The sequence below is a fragment of the Georgenia halophila genome, from assembly GCF_039541595.1.
Genome location: NZ_BAABGN010000012.1, coordinates 174,099 through 190,828, shown reverse-complemented (window position 1 = coordinate 190,828; position 16,730 = coordinate 174,099). Strand labels below are relative to the sequence as shown.

15 protein-coding genes are annotated in these 16,730 nt (G+C 71.3%); 12 read left to right on the top strand and 3 right to left on the bottom strand.

The features are described 5' to 3' along the window. The first annotated feature begins 269 nt into the window (after window positions 1-269). Genes ABD907_RS14820 through ABD907_RS14795 form a run of 6 tightly spaced genes read left to right on the top strand, consistent with a single transcriptional unit; the run spans window position 270 to window position 7,036 of the window. On the top strand, window positions 270-1,991 hold the full coding sequence (locus ABD907_RS14820; RefSeq protein WP_345217043.1) for a GH39 family glycosyl hydrolase: 1,722 nt from the start codon (window positions 270-272) through the stop codon (window positions 1,989-1,991). Further along, entirely contained in the window at window positions 1,988-2,848 is an 861-nt protein-coding gene (locus ABD907_RS14815; protein ID WP_345217042.1) for an aldo/keto reductase, read from the top strand. The genes ABD907_RS14820 and ABD907_RS14815 overlap by 4 nt, the downstream gene beginning before the upstream one ends. 25 nt (window positions 2,849-2,873) lie before the next feature. Then, on the top strand, window positions 2,874-3,845 hold the full coding sequence (locus ABD907_RS14810) for a carbohydrate ABC transporter permease (RefSeq protein ID WP_345217041.1): 972 nt from the start codon (window positions 2,874-2,876) through the stop codon (window positions 3,843-3,845). After that, window positions 3,842-4,744, top strand: a complete 903-nt coding sequence (locus tag ABD907_RS14805; protein ID WP_345217040.1) for a carbohydrate ABC transporter permease — start codon at window positions 3,842-3,844, stop codon at window positions 4,742-4,744. Before ABD907_RS14810 ends, ABD907_RS14805 begins: the two co-directional genes overlap by 4 nt. A gap of 34 nt (window positions 4,745-4,778) precedes the next feature. After that, window positions 4,779-6,224 carry an ABC transporter substrate-binding protein gene (locus tag ABD907_RS14800; RefSeq protein ID WP_345217039.1) on the top strand — a complete coding sequence of 482 codons (1,446 nt, stop codon included), beginning with the start codon at window positions 4,779-4,781 and terminating at the stop codon, window positions 6,222-6,224. Window positions 6,225-6,265: 41 nt separating this feature from the next. Next, window positions 6,266-7,036, top strand: a complete 771-nt coding sequence (locus ABD907_RS14795) for an SDR family NAD(P)-dependent oxidoreductase (RefSeq protein WP_345217038.1) — start codon at window positions 6,266-6,268, stop codon at window positions 7,034-7,036. Window positions 7,037-7,041: 5 nt separating this feature from the next. Here the strand turns inward: ABD907_RS14795 and ABD907_RS14790 are convergent, their stop codons facing one another. From ABD907_RS14790 to eda, 3 genes are read right to left on the bottom strand one after another with little or no spacing between them, the layout of a single operon-like run. After that, window positions 7,042-8,013 carry a 2-hydroxyacid dehydrogenase gene (locus ABD907_RS14790; protein ID WP_345217037.1) on the bottom strand — a complete coding sequence of 324 codons (972 nt, stop codon included), beginning with the start codon at window positions 8,011-8,013 and terminating at the stop codon, window positions 7,042-7,044. A gap of 5 nt (window positions 8,014-8,018) precedes the next feature. Continuing rightward, window positions 8,019-8,981, bottom strand: coding sequence for a sugar kinase (locus ABD907_RS14785; RefSeq protein ID WP_345217036.1), 963 nt, complete (start codon window positions 8,979-8,981; stop codon window positions 8,019-8,021). Next, the gene (eda, locus tag ABD907_RS14780; RefSeq protein ID WP_345217035.1) at window positions 8,978-9,685 is read right to left on the bottom strand and encodes a bifunctional 4-hydroxy-2-oxoglutarate aldolase/2-dehydro-3-deoxy-phosphogluconate aldolase; all 708 of its coding nucleotides are present in this window, start codon (window positions 9,683-9,685) and stop codon (window positions 8,978-8,980) included. The genes ABD907_RS14785 and eda overlap by 4 nt, the downstream gene beginning before the upstream one ends. Before the next feature lie 150 nt (window positions 9,686-9,835). On the opposite strand from eda, the gene ABD907_RS14775 reads away from it, so the two are divergent. The 6 genes from ABD907_RS14775 to ABD907_RS14750 all read left to right on the top strand — a co-directional run bounded on the left by ABD907_RS14775 (window position 9,836) and on the right by ABD907_RS14750 (window position 16,725). After that, on the top strand, window positions 9,836-10,894 hold the full coding sequence (locus ABD907_RS14775) for an Ldh family oxidoreductase (protein ID WP_345217034.1): 1,059 nt from the start codon (window positions 9,836-9,838) through the stop codon (window positions 10,892-10,894). Between the two features lie 85 nt (window positions 10,895-10,979). Continuing rightward, a complete protein-coding gene (locus ABD907_RS14770) occupies window positions 10,980-12,314 on the top strand; it encodes an enolase C-terminal domain-like protein (protein ID WP_345217033.1) in 1,335 nt (444 codons plus the stop codon). Continuing rightward, window positions 12,311-13,864, top strand: coding sequence for an aldehyde dehydrogenase (NADP(+)) (locus ABD907_RS14765; RefSeq protein WP_345217032.1), 1,554 nt, complete (start codon window positions 12,311-12,313; stop codon window positions 13,862-13,864). Before ABD907_RS14770 ends, ABD907_RS14765 begins: the two co-directional genes overlap by 4 nt. After that, window positions 13,861-15,066: a fumarylacetoacetate hydrolase family protein gene (locus tag ABD907_RS14760; RefSeq protein ID WP_345217031.1), complete on the top strand. Its 1,206-nt coding sequence runs from the start codon at window positions 13,861-13,863 to the stop codon at window positions 15,064-15,066. The genes ABD907_RS14765 and ABD907_RS14760 overlap by 4 nt, the downstream gene beginning before the upstream one ends. Then, a complete protein-coding gene (locus tag ABD907_RS14755; RefSeq protein ID WP_345217030.1) occupies window positions 15,066-15,929 on the top strand; it encodes a fumarylacetoacetate hydrolase family protein in 864 nt (287 codons plus the stop codon). Before ABD907_RS14760 ends, ABD907_RS14755 begins: the two co-directional genes overlap by 1 nt. 10 nt (window positions 15,930-15,939) lie before the next feature. Beyond that, on the top strand, window positions 15,940-16,725 hold the full coding sequence (locus ABD907_RS14750; protein ID WP_345217029.1) for an SDR family NAD(P)-dependent oxidoreductase: 786 nt from the start codon (window positions 15,940-15,942) through the stop codon (window positions 16,723-16,725). The last annotated feature ends 5 nt before the right edge of the window (window positions 16,726-16,730 follow it).

Below are 16,730 nucleotides of genomic sequence, written 5' to 3'. Positions count from 1 at the left end.
TCATCTCGTGCCCCTCTCGATCATCGACCTGTCGGTCTCTCTCGGCGATGTTCCCGCCAGCGTTCGGCGAGTTCGCCGTCCGTCCTGCGGTTTTGTGCCGATCTTGTCGGTGCCGCGAGTGCCGCCGGTGCGGGCCTCGAAGCAGACGGCTCGCGATCGCAGCATCGCAAACGATATATCGTTGACAATCTGCAACCTACCTGACTAACGTCCGGAGCGGCGTCAGCGATGACGGCTGGCATCCCCGATGAGGAGAGGCGCGCAAGGTCGTGAGCACTACGGATCTGAACCCAGGCATCGGCGCGGACGAGGCGGTCTTCCCCAAGTCCGCCCCGAGCGACCCGGACGCACCCCATGTCCGCACCGCGCGAGTGCGTATCGACGCGCGGGCCGACCGCGGGGCGCTGGCCCGCATCTGGGAGAGCATCGGCTACGACGAGTTCAACTGGACCTACACCGCCACGGGGCGCAAGCTCCTGCAGACCTTCGGAGAGATGACCGACCGGGGTTTCCACGTCCGGCCGCACTACGTCTTCTGCTCCGGCAGCGGCTTCGGTCTGCCGCACTGGGGCAACGGGAACGTCTATCACGAGGACGCGGACGGCAACCCGTTCTACGACTTCTCCCTCGTGGACAGCGCGTACGACGCCATCGTCGAGGCCGGCCACCACGTCCTGGTGGAGCTGGCGTTCACGCCCCGCGACCTGCTGCCCGACCACGCCGCCGACCTGACGGTGGTCCCGAGTCCGACCGTCTACAGCAACTACGAGGCGGGCGCCTGGGCGTACCCGCCCAGGGACTATGAGCGCTGGGGCGCCCTGGTGGCCGCCCATGCGCAGCACTGCCTCGAGCGGTACGGGGCCGAGGAGGTCCGCACCTGGCTCTGGGAGCTGTGGAACGAGCCGGACATCTTCTACTGGCGGGGCACGCCGGAGGAGTTCTACGAGCTCTACTCGGTCACCGCGCGAGCGGTGCGCAGCGTCATCCCGGACGCGAAGGTCGGCGGACCCGCCGTGACCGGCTCCGGCGTCGAGTTCCTGCGCGGCTTCCTGCACCACACCCGGGAGCAGCAGGACCCGATCGACTTCGTCTCCTTCCACACGAAGGGCTCGGCCTTCAGCCCCTGGCGGGTCTACGGGCCCACCGGCGGGCCCGCCCCCCAGCAGCAGAATCCCTCGGCCAACAAGATGCTCTTCGAGGTGCGCCGCATGCTGCGGGTGATCGCTGAGTTCGAGGAGTACCGGGACCTGCCGGCGATCGTGGACGAGTGCGACGCCGGCGTGCCGGCCCACCACAGCGCCTACGACAACGCGAACTTCCAGTTCCAGAACACCGAGTACTTCCCGGTGTTCCAGGTCAAGCTCATGAAGAAGCTCCTCGACCTGAACGACCAGGAGCAGGCCGCGGTCCAGCAGGCCACCTCCTGGAGCTTCTACTTCGAGGGCGAGCGGTACTTCGAGGGCACGAGGGCGTTCCTGACCGCCGGTGGCATCGAGAAGCCGCTCCTCAACGCCTACCGGGCCCTCGCGAGGCTCGGTGAGCGCCGGGTCGAGGCGGTCTCGGACGCCGCGCAGCCGGTCGCGCTCCTCGACGAGGCGCTCGGCCGCAGCATGCCCGAGGAGATCGACGCCCTGGCCTCCCGCTCGGCGGCGGGGACCGTCGCCGTCCTGGTGTGGCGGCACACCGACGACCAGTACCAGCGCGACGACGCCGAGGCGGACGTGGCGCTGCAGGTCACCGGCCTGGACGCCGACGCGTACGACGTCACGCACTGGCGGATCGACGCCGACCACAGCAACTCGCACACCGCCTGGAGCGCCCTCGGCTCCCCGCAGACCCCGACGGCGGACCAGCTCTCGACCATCCGCGATCGCCAGGGCCTCGAGCAGCTCGAACCGGCGCGGCGAGCCGAACCGGTCGACGGCGAGCTCGCGCTCACGGTGTCCCTGCCGCTCCCGGCCGTCTCCCTCCTGGTTCTGGAGCCACGATGACCACCGCGCTGAGCTCGACCCTGGAGCTGCCCGGCGGGGTGCGGATCCCGCAGGTGGGTCTGGGTGTCTTCGAGGTTCCCTCGGCCGAGGCGCAGGCCGTGGTGGAGCAGGCCCTGGAGGTCGGGTACCGCCACATCGACACCGCCGCCGCCTACGTCAACGAAGAGGGCGTCGGTGCCGCGGTGCGCGCCTCCGGGCTTCCGCGCGACGAGCTGTTCGTCACCTCGAAGCTGCGAAACGGCGACCAGGGTTACGACAGCACGTTGCGCGCGTACGACGACACCTGTGCCCGCCTCGGGCTCGAGGCGCTCGACCTGTACCTCATCCACTGGCCCAACCCGGCCGCGGGACTGTGGCAGGACAGCTGGCGAGCCCTGCAGACGCTCCGCCGGCAGGGCCGGGTACGGGCGGTCGGCGTGTCCAACTTCCTCGTCGAGCACCTCGAGGAGATCGTCCCGCGAGCCGACGAGCTACCGCCCGAGGAGCTGCCGGCGGTCAACCAGATCGAGGTGCACCCGACGTACCAGCAGCCCGACGTCGTCGCGTGGTGCCGCGAGCACGGCGTCACCGTCGAGGCGTACTCACCGCTGGGCCGCGGAGCCGACCTCGAGCACCCGACCGTGACCACGATCGCCGACGAGCTCGGTGTCACGCCGGCGCAGATCGTCCTGCGCTGGCACCTCGACAAGGGGCACGTCGTGATCCCCAAGACCGTGTCGGCCGAACGGATGCGCCTCAACGCGACACTGGCCGACATCACGCTCAGCCCGGCCCAGCTGACCGATCTGGACCGGCTGGACAGCGGTGCCCGCACCGGCAACGACCCACGGACCTTTTCCCTCAGCCAGATCCGCTGAAGATCCCGACCAGGAGGGGTGCTCGATGGCGAGTCAGTCCCTGACGGCCGCACCGTCGGCCGCGCCGCCACGACCCGGCGTGCCCTCACGACCCGGGCAACGGGCGCGGCAACGCCGACGCAACCTGTGGATCTACGCCTTCCTGCTGCCGACCTTCGTCCTGTACGGGCTGTACACGATCTACCCGATCATCGCCAGCTACTGGTACTCGCTGGTGCAGTGGAACGGGTTCAGCTCCGACATGCGCTTCGTCGGCCTGAGCAACTACGAGGCGGTCCTGGCCGACCCGAACTTCTGGAACTCGGTCAAGGTCAGCATGGTGTTCCTGCTCGTGGTGGCCCCGCTGCGGGTGTTCGGCGCCTTCGCCCTGGCCGTCCTGCTGAACTCTCCGAAGCTGCCGTTCAGCCGGTTGTTCCGGACGGTGTACTTCCTGCCGGTGGTGACCACGACGGCGATCGTCGGCGTGGTCATGCGGTTCATCCTCGACCCGGCCTCCGGTCCGGTCGCCGCCGTGCTGGACCTGTTCGGCATGCCGCCGGTCAGCCTGCTCGGCCAGTCGTCGACCGCGCTGTACACCGCGAGCATCCTCTACGTCTGGAAGTTCTTCGGCATCACGATGATCTACTGGCTGGCCGCCCTCCAGACGATCCCGCAGGACCTGTACGAGGCCGCCAGGATCGATGGCGCGGGCGGCATGCGCATCTTCCGGCACATCACCCTGCCGATGCTGCTGCCCTTCCTGCTCATCATCTCGGTGCTGACCGTCGAGGACTGCTTCCACAACTTCGACCTCATGTACACGCTCACCGAGGGAGGCCCGTTCTTCAGCACGGAGATCATCGAGATCTACATCTACCGGTGGGCGTTCGCCGCCTCGATCCCGCAGCTGGGCTTCGCCTCTGCCGCGGCGGTGCTGTTCGGCCTGCTGGTCCTGGTGATTGCGATCCTGCAGGCCTGGGCCACCGTCGCGTCCCGCCGAATGAGAGGACGAGCATGACCACCACCGTCGTCCCCACGCAGCCGCCGTCCGCCGACCAGTCCCTGACCGGCCCCCGACCTCCGGGCCGCCGGATCAAGCGTCGGGGCTGGTGGATCGTCGCCGCCGTGCTCGCCGGCCTCGGCTTCGTCTGGGTCTTCCCGTTCATCTGGATGGTCTCGGCTTCCCTGAAGACCTCGGGCGAGATCTTCGAAGGCGGTCTGGGGCTGATCCCGGAGGCCGTGCAGTGGGAGAACTACGCCCGCGCGTGGACCGACGGGCAGTTCAGCCACTACCTGCTCAACACCGTCATCGTCACGGTCGCCACCACCGCCATCGTCGTGGTGCGGTGCGCGCTCGCCGGATACGTGATCGGCCGTTACCGGTTCCCGGGCTCTCGCCTGATCATCGGCATCTTCGTGGCGACCCTGTTCGTGCCAGCCGGGTACACGATCATCCCCATCGTCAAGGTCTCCCTGGAGCTCGGTCTGCTCAACACGCTGACCGGCATGATCCTCGCCCTCGGCGGTGCCTCCAACGTCGCCGCCATCCTGATCTACGCCGGTTACTTCCGCGGGATGCCGGCGGAGCTGGAGGAAGCGGCGATCGTGGACGGGGCCGGCTTCCTGCGGGTCTTCATGAAGATCATGCTGCCGCTGTCCATGCCGGTCACCGCCACCGTGGCGATCATGACGTTCCTGTTCACCTGGAACGCGTTCCTCCTGCCGCTGGTCTTCTCGTTCAGCAACCCGGCCCTGCGCACGGTCAGCGTCGGCATGCAGGCGTTCGTGGGCGAGAACTCCACCGACTGGCCGGGGATGGCCGCCGCCGGGGTGATCGCCCTCCTCCCGGTGATCTCCCTGTTCTTCTTCATGCAGAAGTACTTCGTCGAAGGCATCGCCGGTGCCGTCAAGTCCTGACAATCCGTCAAACCACCTCAAGAAGGAGACAACGATGTCTGTCTTGTCACGTCGCCGGTTCATCGGCGGCCTCAGCGCGGTCACGATCGCCGGGGCGCTCGCCTCGTGCTCGGAGAGCCCGCCACCCGAACCCAACGGTGGCGGCAACGGTGGGGGCGGCGGCGGAGGCGGATCGGGCCTGCGCTGGTGGGACCACTTCGGTGGTCTGCAGGACCTGCACGCCGACTGGGCGACGGACTGGTCGCAGGAGCTGGGCGTCAACATCGAGTACAGCTACAACGAGCCCAGCCAGCACACCGAGGCGCTCCAGCTCGCCAATCAGTCGGACCAGCTTCCCGACGTCTACTCCAACACTCTCGGCCTGCCCCTGCCGGCCCTGGTGGAGGCCGGCTGGCTGCACCCGATCGAGATCTCGGACGAGGCCATGGCCCGCCTGCCCGAGGGCGCCTTCACCGACGGCATCACCATGCTCGACGGGCAGATCTACGGGCTCCCGGCCCTGTCCGACCGCCAGTACTGGGCCTGCACCTGGTTCAACGAGGAGATCCGGCAAGAGGTCGGGTTCGAGGGACCGAAGAGCTACGACGACATGCGCGCCGCGCTGCAAGCCATCGCCGACCACGGCGAGTACGCCCCGATGACACTGGCCCTCGGAGACAGCGGGCGGATCGGTGACCAGGTCGATGACCTGGCGCAGGCCGCCGGCTTCCCGGGCTGGCAGGGTCAGCGGTACGACACCGGCGAGTACGCCTACCACCACGAGTCCTACATCGAGGTGATCGAGTTCCTGAAAGAGATCTCGGACAACGGCTGGCTGCTACCCGGGAGCAGCTCCTTCGGCATCACCGACGCCCGTGGCCGGTGGGCGGCCGGCAACATCGGCTTCTTCATCGACGGTCCTTGGTCCCCGGGCGGATGCCGTGCGCTGAACCCCGACCACCTGCCCAGGATGGCCACGTCCGGCCAGCTCACGCCGGGGGGCGAGGAGCTGATCATCACCCGGGGCGCCCCCGCTCCGACCTGGTTCGTCGCCTCCAGCACCGGCAACGCCGAGGCCGCGAGCGGACTCGTGGAGTCGTTCACCGCGGACGACTACCAGGTGGGTCTCGCCGAGGCGATGGACCAGCCGCCGATCAACCTCGACGCCGTCGAGAAGGCCGACGTGATCGAGCCGTACGCCTGGCTCGTGGCGGACTTCCAGAAGCGCGTGTTCCGCGCTCCGGAGCCGCAGGTGCGCAACATCGAGGTCACCGAGGCCCAAGCGTTGATCTCGCCGGTGTCGCCCGAGATCGGCAACATCGTCCAGGGGTACCTCGGCGGCGACATCAGCGACCTGGAGGGTGAGCTGACCAAGCTCAGCGCCGCCCACTCCGAGGCGCTGGACGCGGCCATCGAGCAGGCCCGGGCAGAAGGGGCGGACGTCTCCCGGGAGGACTGGGCGTTCCCCGACTGGGAGCGCGGCACCGATTACACCTATTGAGAACACCCGGCACCGACCACCACTGATCTGAGGAGAACCGGATGGACAGCTTTCCCGCCGAGCGGTCGGCGATCGTCACAGGAGCGGGCTCCCGGCGCGGCATCGGCCGGGCGGCCGCCCGGCGGCTGGCAGCCGACGGCTGGTCACTAGGGCTGCTCGACGTCGACGGGTCGGCGGTTCATGAGCTTGCCGAGGAGCTGCGCGACGAGCTCGGTGTCCGGGCCGTCGGCATGGGGGTGGACGTCAGCGACAGCGCCGCGGTGAGCGCGGCGGTGGACGAGATCGAGAACGCCGGTCTGCCGCCGGTCGTCGCGCTCGCGAACGTCGCCGGGGTGAGCTCTCCGACGGCGTACGAGGATCTCGACGACGCCGAGTGGGAACGGGTGCTGCGCGTGAACCTGTTCGGGGTGCACTACGTGACCAGGCGCGTCGCGCGCTCGATGGTCGCGAACGGCGGTGGCCGCATCGTCTCGCTGTCCTCGGTGTCGGCGCAGCGTGGCGGCGGAACCTACAGCAAGACCCCGTACTCGGTGTCCAAGGCGGGCGTCATCGGCCTGACCCGTGCTCTCGCACGCGAGCTCGGGCCTCGAGGGATCACGGTCAACGCGATCGCGCCCGGCCCCATCGACACCGACATCATGGGCGGCGCGCTGACCGACGAGCGCAAGGCGCAGCTCGCCGAGGACCTGCTCGTCGACCGGGTCGGCACGGTGGACGACATCGCGGCGGCGATCAGCTTCCTGGTCTCGGCGGACGCCGGCTACATCACCGGGCAGACGCTCAACGTGGACGGTGGTCTATACATGCACTGAGTCCGTCACTCGCTGCCCGGCAGGAGGCCGGCGCACTCCGGGACCGGCGTCAGGACCTCGCGGCGATCGAACCATGCCGCGAGGTTCTCGGCGGCGAGCTCGGCCATCGCCCGTCTGGTGGGCACGCTGGCCGAGCCGACGTGCGGCAGCAGCACCGCGTTGTCCAGCGCCAGCAGCTCCTCCGGCACGTGCGGCTCGTTCTCGTAGACGTCCAGACCGGCGGCGTGGATGGTGCCGTCCGCAAGTGCGGCTGCCAGGGCCTCCTCGTCGACGATCGAGCCGCGCGCGACATTGATCAGGACACCGTCGGGACCCAGCTCGGTCAGCACGTCGGCGTTCACCAGGTGGTGGGTGGTCGCGCCGCCAGGGACCGCCACCACGAGGACGTCCGCCGTCCGCGCCAGCGCGGAGGGCGTGGGGAGGTGGCGGTAGGGCACGTCTCGAGCCGTGCGCGTGTGGTAGACGACCGTCATGTCGAACGCCTCGGCCCGCCGAGCGATGGCCTGACCGATCCTGCCCATCCCGAGCAGGCCGATCGTGCGTCCGCGCAGGGAGAGATCGGTCAGCGGGTATGGACCGTCGGACTCCCAGCGTCCTGCGCGCAGGTGCTGCTCCGCCCGCCCGAGCTCCCGCACCGCCATGAGCAGCAGGCCCATCGCGGTGTCGGCGACCTCGTTGTCGTTGGACCCGGAAGCGTTGGCGACGAGCACCCCGCGTGCCACCGCCGCCTCGATGTCGACCGAGTCGTAGCCCACGCCGACGTGGGCGATCAGCTCTAGGTTCGGCAGCCGGTCGAGCAACGACACCGGCACCGGGCTGTGGCCCGGGTTCGCGACGGCGACGACCTCGCCGCCGTGGTCGGCGAGGTAGCGGTCGGGGTCCGCCTCCTCCCACAGCCGGAGGAGCCGGAACCGGCCGCAGGCCTGGAGCAGGAAGTCGTCGGGGGGCGCGGGAACGAGAACGATCTGCTCGGTCATGATGCTCAGGCTCGCACGTGCGGCCCGTGACCCGGCCGGTTGTCGTGCGGCGAGCCGAGCACCCACGCGGCCAGCGAGTGACCCATCGCGAGCCGGTCCCGCGCGCCGTCGCCACGCAGCAGGGCGATGAGGTACCCGGCGGCGAAGGCATCCCCGGCGCCCACCGGCTCGACGACGTCGACCGTGCGTGCCGGTAGTCGCGTGACCCCCGCCCCGGCGGATCGGTCAGCTCCGGATCGGTCGACCTCCACCGCCTCGACGTCGCCGTCCTTGACGACGACGCGGCCCGCGCCGGGGAACAGGGCGGCGACGTCCTCGGCGGCGGCCGTGCCCCAGAGGGTCTCGGCCTCGTCACGGCCGACGAGCACGACGTCGGCGCGGTCGGCGAGCGGCCGGAGCGTCGCGGCGGCCTCGTCCGCGCTCCACAGGGCCGGCCGGTAGTTGACGTCGAAGCTGATGCCGGCGCCGACCGAGCGGGCGGCGTCGACGACCGCGGGGAGCAGCTCGCGGCAGGTGGCCGACAGCGCCGGGGTGATGCCGGAGACGTGGACCCAGCGGGCACCGTCGAACGGCCACGACCGCACGTCCTCGGGGCCGAGGCGGGAGGCCGCCGAGCCGCGACGGTAGTAGTACACGCCGGCGCCCGGGTCCTTGACGTACAGGCCGGTGTTGGCTTCCGGGTCACGGGTGACCCAGCGGGTGTCGACACCCGAGGAGTGCAGCACGGCGACGATGCGGTCACCCAGCGGGTCGGCGCCGAGTGCGGAGACCCACGCCGTCGCCAGTCCCATCTCCGCCAGATACTGCGCGAGGTTGGACTCGGCACCGCCGGCACTGACGGTGAACGTCTCGGACGTGGCCACCGGGCCGGCGTCCGCCGACGTGACCATGGCCATGGTCTCCCCGATGCACAGCACCTCGGGGTCGCGGGCGGGCGTGGCCGGTCGGCCGGCCACCGGTGCGTTCATGCGCCCGCTCCACGCGCCGCGGCGACGGCGGACGCCGTGAGGGACTCGATCGTGGCGCTGTCACCCGCCGCGACGGCGTCGGCCGGCACCATCCAGGAGCCGCCGGCGGCGACGACGGAGGGCAGGGCGAGGTAGTCGGCGAGGTTCGCCTCGGTGACGCCACCGGTGGGCACGAAACTCATCTGCGGGAAGGGCGCCGAGAGCGCCTTGATGGCGGCGGGGCCGCCGGAGACGCCGGCCGGGAAGAACTTCACGGTGCGCAGCCCCATGGCGAGCGCGGCCTGGACCTCGGTGGCGGTGACCGTCCCCGGCAGCGCGAGCACGCCGTGCTCCTGGCAACGCTCGACGACCGCGCGGCTCAACCCGGGGGAGACGACGAAACGGGCTCCGGCGGCGACGGCGGCGTCCACCTGCTCGGGTGTGACCACCGTCCCGGCGCCCACCAGGAGGCCGCTGCCGTCGGCCGTGGTGATGCCGGCGTCGGTCATCGCCCGGATGGAGTCGGCGGCCGCCGCAGTCCGGAACGTCACCTCGGCCACCGGGAGCCCGCCGGCGACCAGGGCGCGGGCCAGCGGGACGGCGTGACCGGCGTCCTGCAGCACGACCACCGGCAGGAGCCGCAGACCCGCCATGCGGTCGAGCAGGGCGGTGTGGGCGGCGGTGACCGTGCCATCGCCCATGACGCCTTCGTCGTCGCCGACCATGTCTTCCTCCTCGAGGGGCGCGCTGACGCGCGATCGAAGCAGCGTGGATCCGGTCACCGTATCGCCACCCGGGACCGCGCGTTTACATCATCCGCCCGTTCCCCATACGCTTCTGGCAGTTCCTATAGGAAGGCCCACGCAGTGGTGATCATGGACCCGAGGTACCCGGCCGACGCGCTCGTCACCCTGGGGGCGCGCGCCCTGGAGGCGGCCGACGTCCCGCCGGAGGACGCCGAGCTGACCTCCCGCGCCCTGGTGGAGGCCGACCGCCGCGGCATCGCCTCGCACGGGCTGCTGCGCCTGCCGCTCTACACCTCGGCCCTGCAGGCCGGCGGCATCAACGCGCGCCCCGCGATGACGTGGGTGCGCGAGCACGGCGCCACCGCCGTCCTGGACGCCGACTCCGGACTCGGCCAGGTCGCCATGGCCACCGTGACCGAGCGCGTGGCGAGCATCGCCAAGGAGCTGGGCACCGGCGTCGTCGCCGTCCAGAACAGCACCCACTACGGGGCCGGCGCCTACTGGACCGAACGCCTCGCCGCCGACGGGCTGGTCGCCGTCATCACCTCCACCACCGGCCCGAGCGTCACGCCGTTCGGTGGCGTCGAGAAGATCCTCGGCACCAACCCGCTCACCATCGCGGCCCCCAGCGCCGGGCCCGGAGCCCTCACCGCGGACATGGCGACAAGCGCCGGTGCGTACGGGAAGGTGGTCGCCGCACGAAACCAGGGCGAGCCCGTGCCCGAGGGCTGGGCCGTGGACGCCGCCGGCCAACCCACCACAGACCCGGCGGAGGCGCTCGCCGGCGCGCTGCTGCCGTTCGGCGGGGCCAAGGGCTCCGCCGTCGCCGTGCTCCTGGAGGCCCTGTCGGCCTCCCTGACGACGGCGAGCTACGCCTACGAGACGGAGGACATCTGGGCGAATCACGCCTCCCGGATGAACACCGGCCACCTCGTCCTCGCGATCGACACGGCGGCCTTCACCTCCCGCGAGCACAGCGAGCGCCGGGTCGCCGAGCTCCAGGAGAAGGTGCGTGGCTCGGCCGGCCCGGACGGGACCACCTTCGCGCCCGGCGACATCGAGCACGCCAACGCCGAGCGGCACCGCAGCTCCGTCCCGCTCGCCGACTCCACCGTCACCCAGCTGGTGGAGCTCCTGAACTCCCTCGGCCTGCCCGCCGACCAGCTCGTGCCCGAGCCGGTCGAGTGACGGGTCCCCTCCCGCGCCCTCTCCGCCCTGTCCGCCCTGTCCGCCCTGTCCGCGTGCGCCCCGTACGCCACCTGAAGGAGTGACCATGTCACGCATCGAGTCCGTCGACGTCAGCGACGTCCGTTTCCCGACCTCCCTGGAGCTGGACGGCTCCGACGCGGTCAACGTCGACCCCGACTACTCGGCCGCCTACGTCGCGGTCACCACCTCCGACGGTGACACGGGCTACGGCATGGTCTTCACCGGCGGGCGCGGCAACGAGATCGTCTCCGGCGCCATGGAGAGCTACGGGCGCCTCCTGCTCGGCAAGGACACGGAGGATCTCCTCGACGACCTCGGCGGTGCCTCCCGGCTGCTGGTCCACGACTCCCAGCTGCGCTGGCTCGGCCCGGAGAAGGGCGTCTCGCACATGGCCTGCGGCGGGCTCGTCAACGCGCTGTGGGACCTCAAGGCCCGCCGGGCCGACAAGCCGCTGTGGTTGCTGCTCGCCGAGATGGCGCCCGAGGAGCTCGTCGCCGCCGTCGACTTCACCCACATCCGCAACGCGCTCACCGAGGACGAGGCGCTCGAGATCCTGCGCCGTGCCGAGGACGGCAAGGCCGAGCGGATCGCCGAGCTGAAGCGTGACGGCTTCCCCGCCTACACGACCACGCCCGGCTGGCTCGGCTACAGTGACGACAAGCTGGTCCGGCTCAGCAAGGAGGCCGTCGCCGACGGCTTCGGGATGATCAAGCTCAAGGTCGGCGGCGACCTCGACGAGGACCGCAGGCGGATGCGGCTGGCTCGCGACGCCGTCGGGCCCGACATCCGCATCTCCATCGACGCCAACCAGCGCTGGGAGGTCGGCGAGGCGATCGAGTGGGTGGGCGCCCTCGCCGAGTTCGAGCCCTGGTGGATCGAGGAGCCGACGTCGACCGACGACATCCTCGGGCACGCCGAGATCCGCCGCGGCGTCGCACCCGTGAAGGTCGCCACCGGCGAGGCCGTCGCCAACCGGATCGTCTTCAAGCAGCTGCTGCAGGCCGGCGCGATCGACGTCATGCAGATCGACTCGACCCGCGTGGCGGGCGTCAACGAGAACATCGCCAACATCGTCCTCGCGGCCAAGTTCGGCGTCCCGGTGTGCCCCCACGCCGGCGGTGTCGGGCTGTGCGAGCTGGTCCAGCACTTCTCGTTCTTCGACTACGCGGCGGTCAGCGGATCGATGGAGGACCGGTCCATCGAGTACGTCGACCACCTCCACGAGCACTTCACCGACCCGGTGCGGGTCGAGGGCGGGCGGTACCTCGCGCCGGAGCGGCCGGGCATCAGCGCACAGATGCAGACCGCCTCGGTGGCGGCCTGGGTCTTCCCCGGCGGGGCGGGCTGGGCCGAGGTCGGCGAACGTGCCGCCGTCACAGGAAGGAGAATCGCCCCATGACCACCATGGCCGCAGAGACCGGACCGACCGACCTCGACATCCTGGTCCACGCCGCGCACGAGGCCTACCAGGGCGCCTACGGCGTGCCCCCACGCGAGCGCGCCGGCTGGCTCACCGCGATCGCCGACGCGCTGGACGGCGCGGCCGACGAGCTGGTGGATCTCGCGCAGGAGGAGACGCACCTGCCCGAGCCGCGACTGCGCGGGGAGCTCACCCGCACCACCTTTCAGCTGCGCCTGCTCGCGGACGAGGTCGTCGCGGGGCAGCCGCTCGACGCCACCATCGACCATCACGATCCCGACTGGGGCATGGGCCCGCGGCCGGACCTGCGCCGCGTGAACGTGCCTCTCGGCGTCGTCGGCGTCTTCGGCGCGTCCAACTTCCCCTTCGCGTTCAGCGTCATGGGCGGCGACTCGGCATCGGCGCTCGCGGCCGGCTGCGCCGTCGTCCACAAGATCCACCAGGCCCACGGTCGGCTCGGGAAGCGCACCGCGGACATCGTGATCGACGCCCTCGGTGAGACCTCGGCACCGGAGGACCTGTTCACCGCCGTCACCGGGCAGGAGGCCGCCGAGGCCCTCGTGGACCACCCCCTCGTCAAGGCCGTCGGCTTCACCGGATCCACCGCCGTGGGCCGGATCCTGCGAGAGCGCATCAATGCCCGGCCCGAGCCGATCCCCTTCTACGGCGAGCTCGGCAGCACCAACCCGGTGTTCGTCACCGAGCAGGCCTGGGCGGCGCGGCGCGACCAGCTCCTGGCCGACTACGCCGGTTCGCTGACCCTCGGCATGGGGCAGTTCTGCACCAAGCCCGGGGTGCTCTTCGTTCCTGATCTCGACGAGTCCGCGACGGCGACGCTGTCCGAGGCGCTCGCGGGCACGCCGCGGTTCCCGATGCTCAGCGAGCGGCTGGCCGAGGGCTACGGCAAGGCCGTCGCCGCCGTGTCCGCCACCGACGGTGTCGAGACGCTGATCGACGGCGCAGACCGCAGGGACCGCGTAGACGCCGTAGCGGCCGCCGAGGAGGACGACGACGGTGACGACGACGACGGCGGAGTCGACGACGAGCCGTCGCCCACCGTGCTCGTCACGACCGCCGAGGAGGTGCGCAGCCGCCCGGAGATCCTCGGCGAGGAGATGTTCGGTCCCGCGGGGCTCGTCATCCGGTACGGCTCGGAGTCCCAGCTGGCCGCCGTGGCCGAGCTGCTCGAGGGCCAGCTCACCGCCACCGTCCACGGCGAGCCCGGCGAGCACCCCGCCGAGCTGCTCAGCGTGCTCGAGACCCGAGCCGGACGCGTCATCTGGAACGGCTGGCCCACCGGCGTGACCGTGAGCTACGCGCAGCAGCACGGCGGTCCCCACCCGGCGACCACCGCCCCCGGCACCACGTCGGTCGGCACCGCGGCCGTGCGCCGATTCGTCCGTCCCGTGTCGTTCCAGTCGTTCGCCGACGAGCACCTTCCCCCGGCGCTGCAGGAGGACAACCCCTGGGGCATCGCCCGCCGCGTCGACGGCGTCTGGCACGGTCCCCACGAGACGGGGGGAGCGTGAGCACGACAGGCGAACCGCGGGCCCACGCGGTCGACGAGGTCCTCCCGGTCGACGCGACCGACGCCGTGCTCGTCGGCCGCGTCTGGGACCCGGTCACGGGCGGGCCGCGCCCCGTCGCGGTACGCGGGGAGGAGGTCCACGACCTGTTCCCCCTCACGCCCACGGTGGCGGACCTGCTCGAGCGGGGCGACGGCGCGGCCGCGGCCGTGCGAGCCGTCAGCGGAGCACCCGCCTGGCGGCTCGGAGACCTGCTCGCCGCGCGGGAGGGCGACGACTCGGTCCCGCGGCTGCTCAGCCCCATCGACCTCCAGGTGGTCAAGGCCTGCGGCGTGACCTTCGCGGACAGCATGGTCGAGCGCGTGATCGAGGAACGCTGCGCCGGCGACCCGGCCCGGGCCGCCGAGGTGCGCTCCGCCGTCACCGACTCGCTCGGGGACGCCGTCGGCGCCATCGAGCCGGGCTCGGAGGAGGCCCGGCGCGTCAAGGAGGTTCTCACCGCTCAGGGGCTGTGGTCCCAATACCTCGAGGTCGGGCTCGGCCCCTACCCGGAGGTCTTCACCAAGGCGCCCGTGCTCTCCTCCGTGGGCCACGGCGCGCGGGTCGGCATCCCGGAGTTCTCCACCTGGAACAACCCCGAGCCCGAGCTCGTCCTCGTCGTCGACTCCTCCGGCGCCCCGCGCGGCGCGACGCTGGGCAACGACGTCAACCTCCGCGACATCGAGGGCCGTAGCGCCCTGCTGCTCGGGATGGCCAAGGACAACAACGCCTCCGCCGCCGTCGGCCCCTTCATCCGGCTCTTCGACGACGTCTTCGCCCTCGACGACGCCCACGACGAGCGCATCGCGCTGCACGTCGAGGGCACCGACGGCTACGTGCTCGACGGCGAGAACCACGTCAGCCGCCTCAGCCGCTCCTTCGAACGGCTGCTCGCCGCCGCGGCCGGCACCCACCACCAGTACCCGGACGGGTTCGTCCTGTTCACCGGCACGCTGTTCGCGCCGACCCTGGACCGGGACGTCCCCGGCTTCGGCTTCACCCACAAGCCGGGTGACCGGGTCTCCATCTCCAGCCCCCACCTGGGGACACTGAGCAACGAGGTCGGGGCGACGGAGGAGCTGCCCGAGTGGCGCTTCGGGATCCGCGCGCTGCTGACCTACCTCGCCGGGCACGCACCGGCACCCACCGAGAAAGGGAACCACTGATGAGATTCATGCGGGTCGGAGCGCCCGGAGCGGAACGTCCTGTCGTCACCGATGACACGGCCGGCGCCGGCCACGATGAGAGGTCGTTCGACCTGCGGCCCCTCACGGCCGACGTCGACGGGGCCTTCCTGGCCGACGGCCTCGCCCGCACCCGGGCGGCGATCGACGCCGGCGAGCTGCCGGAGACCGACATCTCCGGCGAGCGCGTGGGCTCCCCGGTCGCGCGGCCGTCCGCGATCGTGTGCATCGGCATGAACTACGCCGCGCACGCCGCCGAGTCCGGAGCCCAGCCGCCGGCCCAACCGGTCGTCTTCCTCAAGACGCCCAACACGATGGCGGGACCCGACGACGTCGCGTACATCCCCCGGGGCAGCAGCCGCACCGACTGGGAGGTCGAGCTAGGCGTCGTCATCGGCCGCCGCGCCTCCTACCTCTCCGGCCCCGAGGAGTCACGCGACCACATCGCCGGCTACCTCACCGCGAACGACCTCTCCGAGCGCGCGTTCCAGCTCGACGTCTCGGGCGGGCAGTGGTCCAAGGGCAAGTGCGCACCCGGGTTCTCCCCGCTCGGCCCCTGGCTCGTGCCCGCCGACGAGGTGGACACGTCGAACCTGCGGCTGCGCAGCTGGGTCAACGGCGAGCCCCGTCAGGACTCCACGACGGCGGACATGATCTTCGACGTCGACTTCATCGTCCACCACCTCAGCCAGTACATGGCGCTCGAGCCCGGTGACGTGATCATGACCGGTACGCCGCAGGGCGTGGCACTGGCCGGGAAGTATCCGTACCTCAGCGCGGGCGACGTCGTCGAGATCGAGGTCGAGGGCCTCGGCCGGCAGCGCCAGGTCTTCGAGCAGGCGTAGGGGCGGTCCCATGACAGAGATGCCAGAGGCAGCACAGGCACCAACCGGCGAGCTCGGCGGACTCGTCGCCATCGTGACCGGCGGAGCGTCCGGCATCGGGGCGGCCACAGCCGCGCTGCTCGCCGACCGCGGCGCGTCCGTGGCGGTGCTCGACGTCGACCCCGACGCGGCCGAGGCGCGTCACCTGGCGCTGCGCTGCGACGTGACGGACGACGCGTCGGTGCGCTCCGCCGTCACCGAGGTCGCCGACCGGCTCGGTGGGATCGACATCGTCGTGAACAACGCCGGGATCGGTGCCCAGGGCACGGTCGAGGACAACGACGACGCCGAGTGGCAGCGGGTCCTGGACGTGAACCTGCTCGGGGTGGTCCGGGTGAGTCGGGCGGCGCTGCCGCACCTGCGTCGCTCGCGCGCCGCGGCGATCGTCAACACCTGCTCGATCGCGGCGACGGCGGGGCTCCCGGCCCGGGCGCTGTACGGCGCCAGCAAGGGTGCGATCCTCTCGCTGACCCTCGCCATGGCGGCCGACCACATCCGCGAGGGCATCCGCGTGAACTGCGTCAACCCCGGCACGGCCGACACCCCCTGGATCGGCCGGCTGCTCGACAGGGCCGCGGATCCCGCGGCCGAACGGACGGCGCTCGAGGCCCGTCAGCCGCACGGGCGGCTGGTCGCCGCCGGCGAGGTGGCCGCCGCGGTCGCCTACCTGGCTTCGCCGTCGGCCGGTTCGACCACCGGCACGTCGCTCGCCGTCGACGGCGGCATGCAGGGGCTGCGGCTGCGGCCGGAGGGATGAGGGCG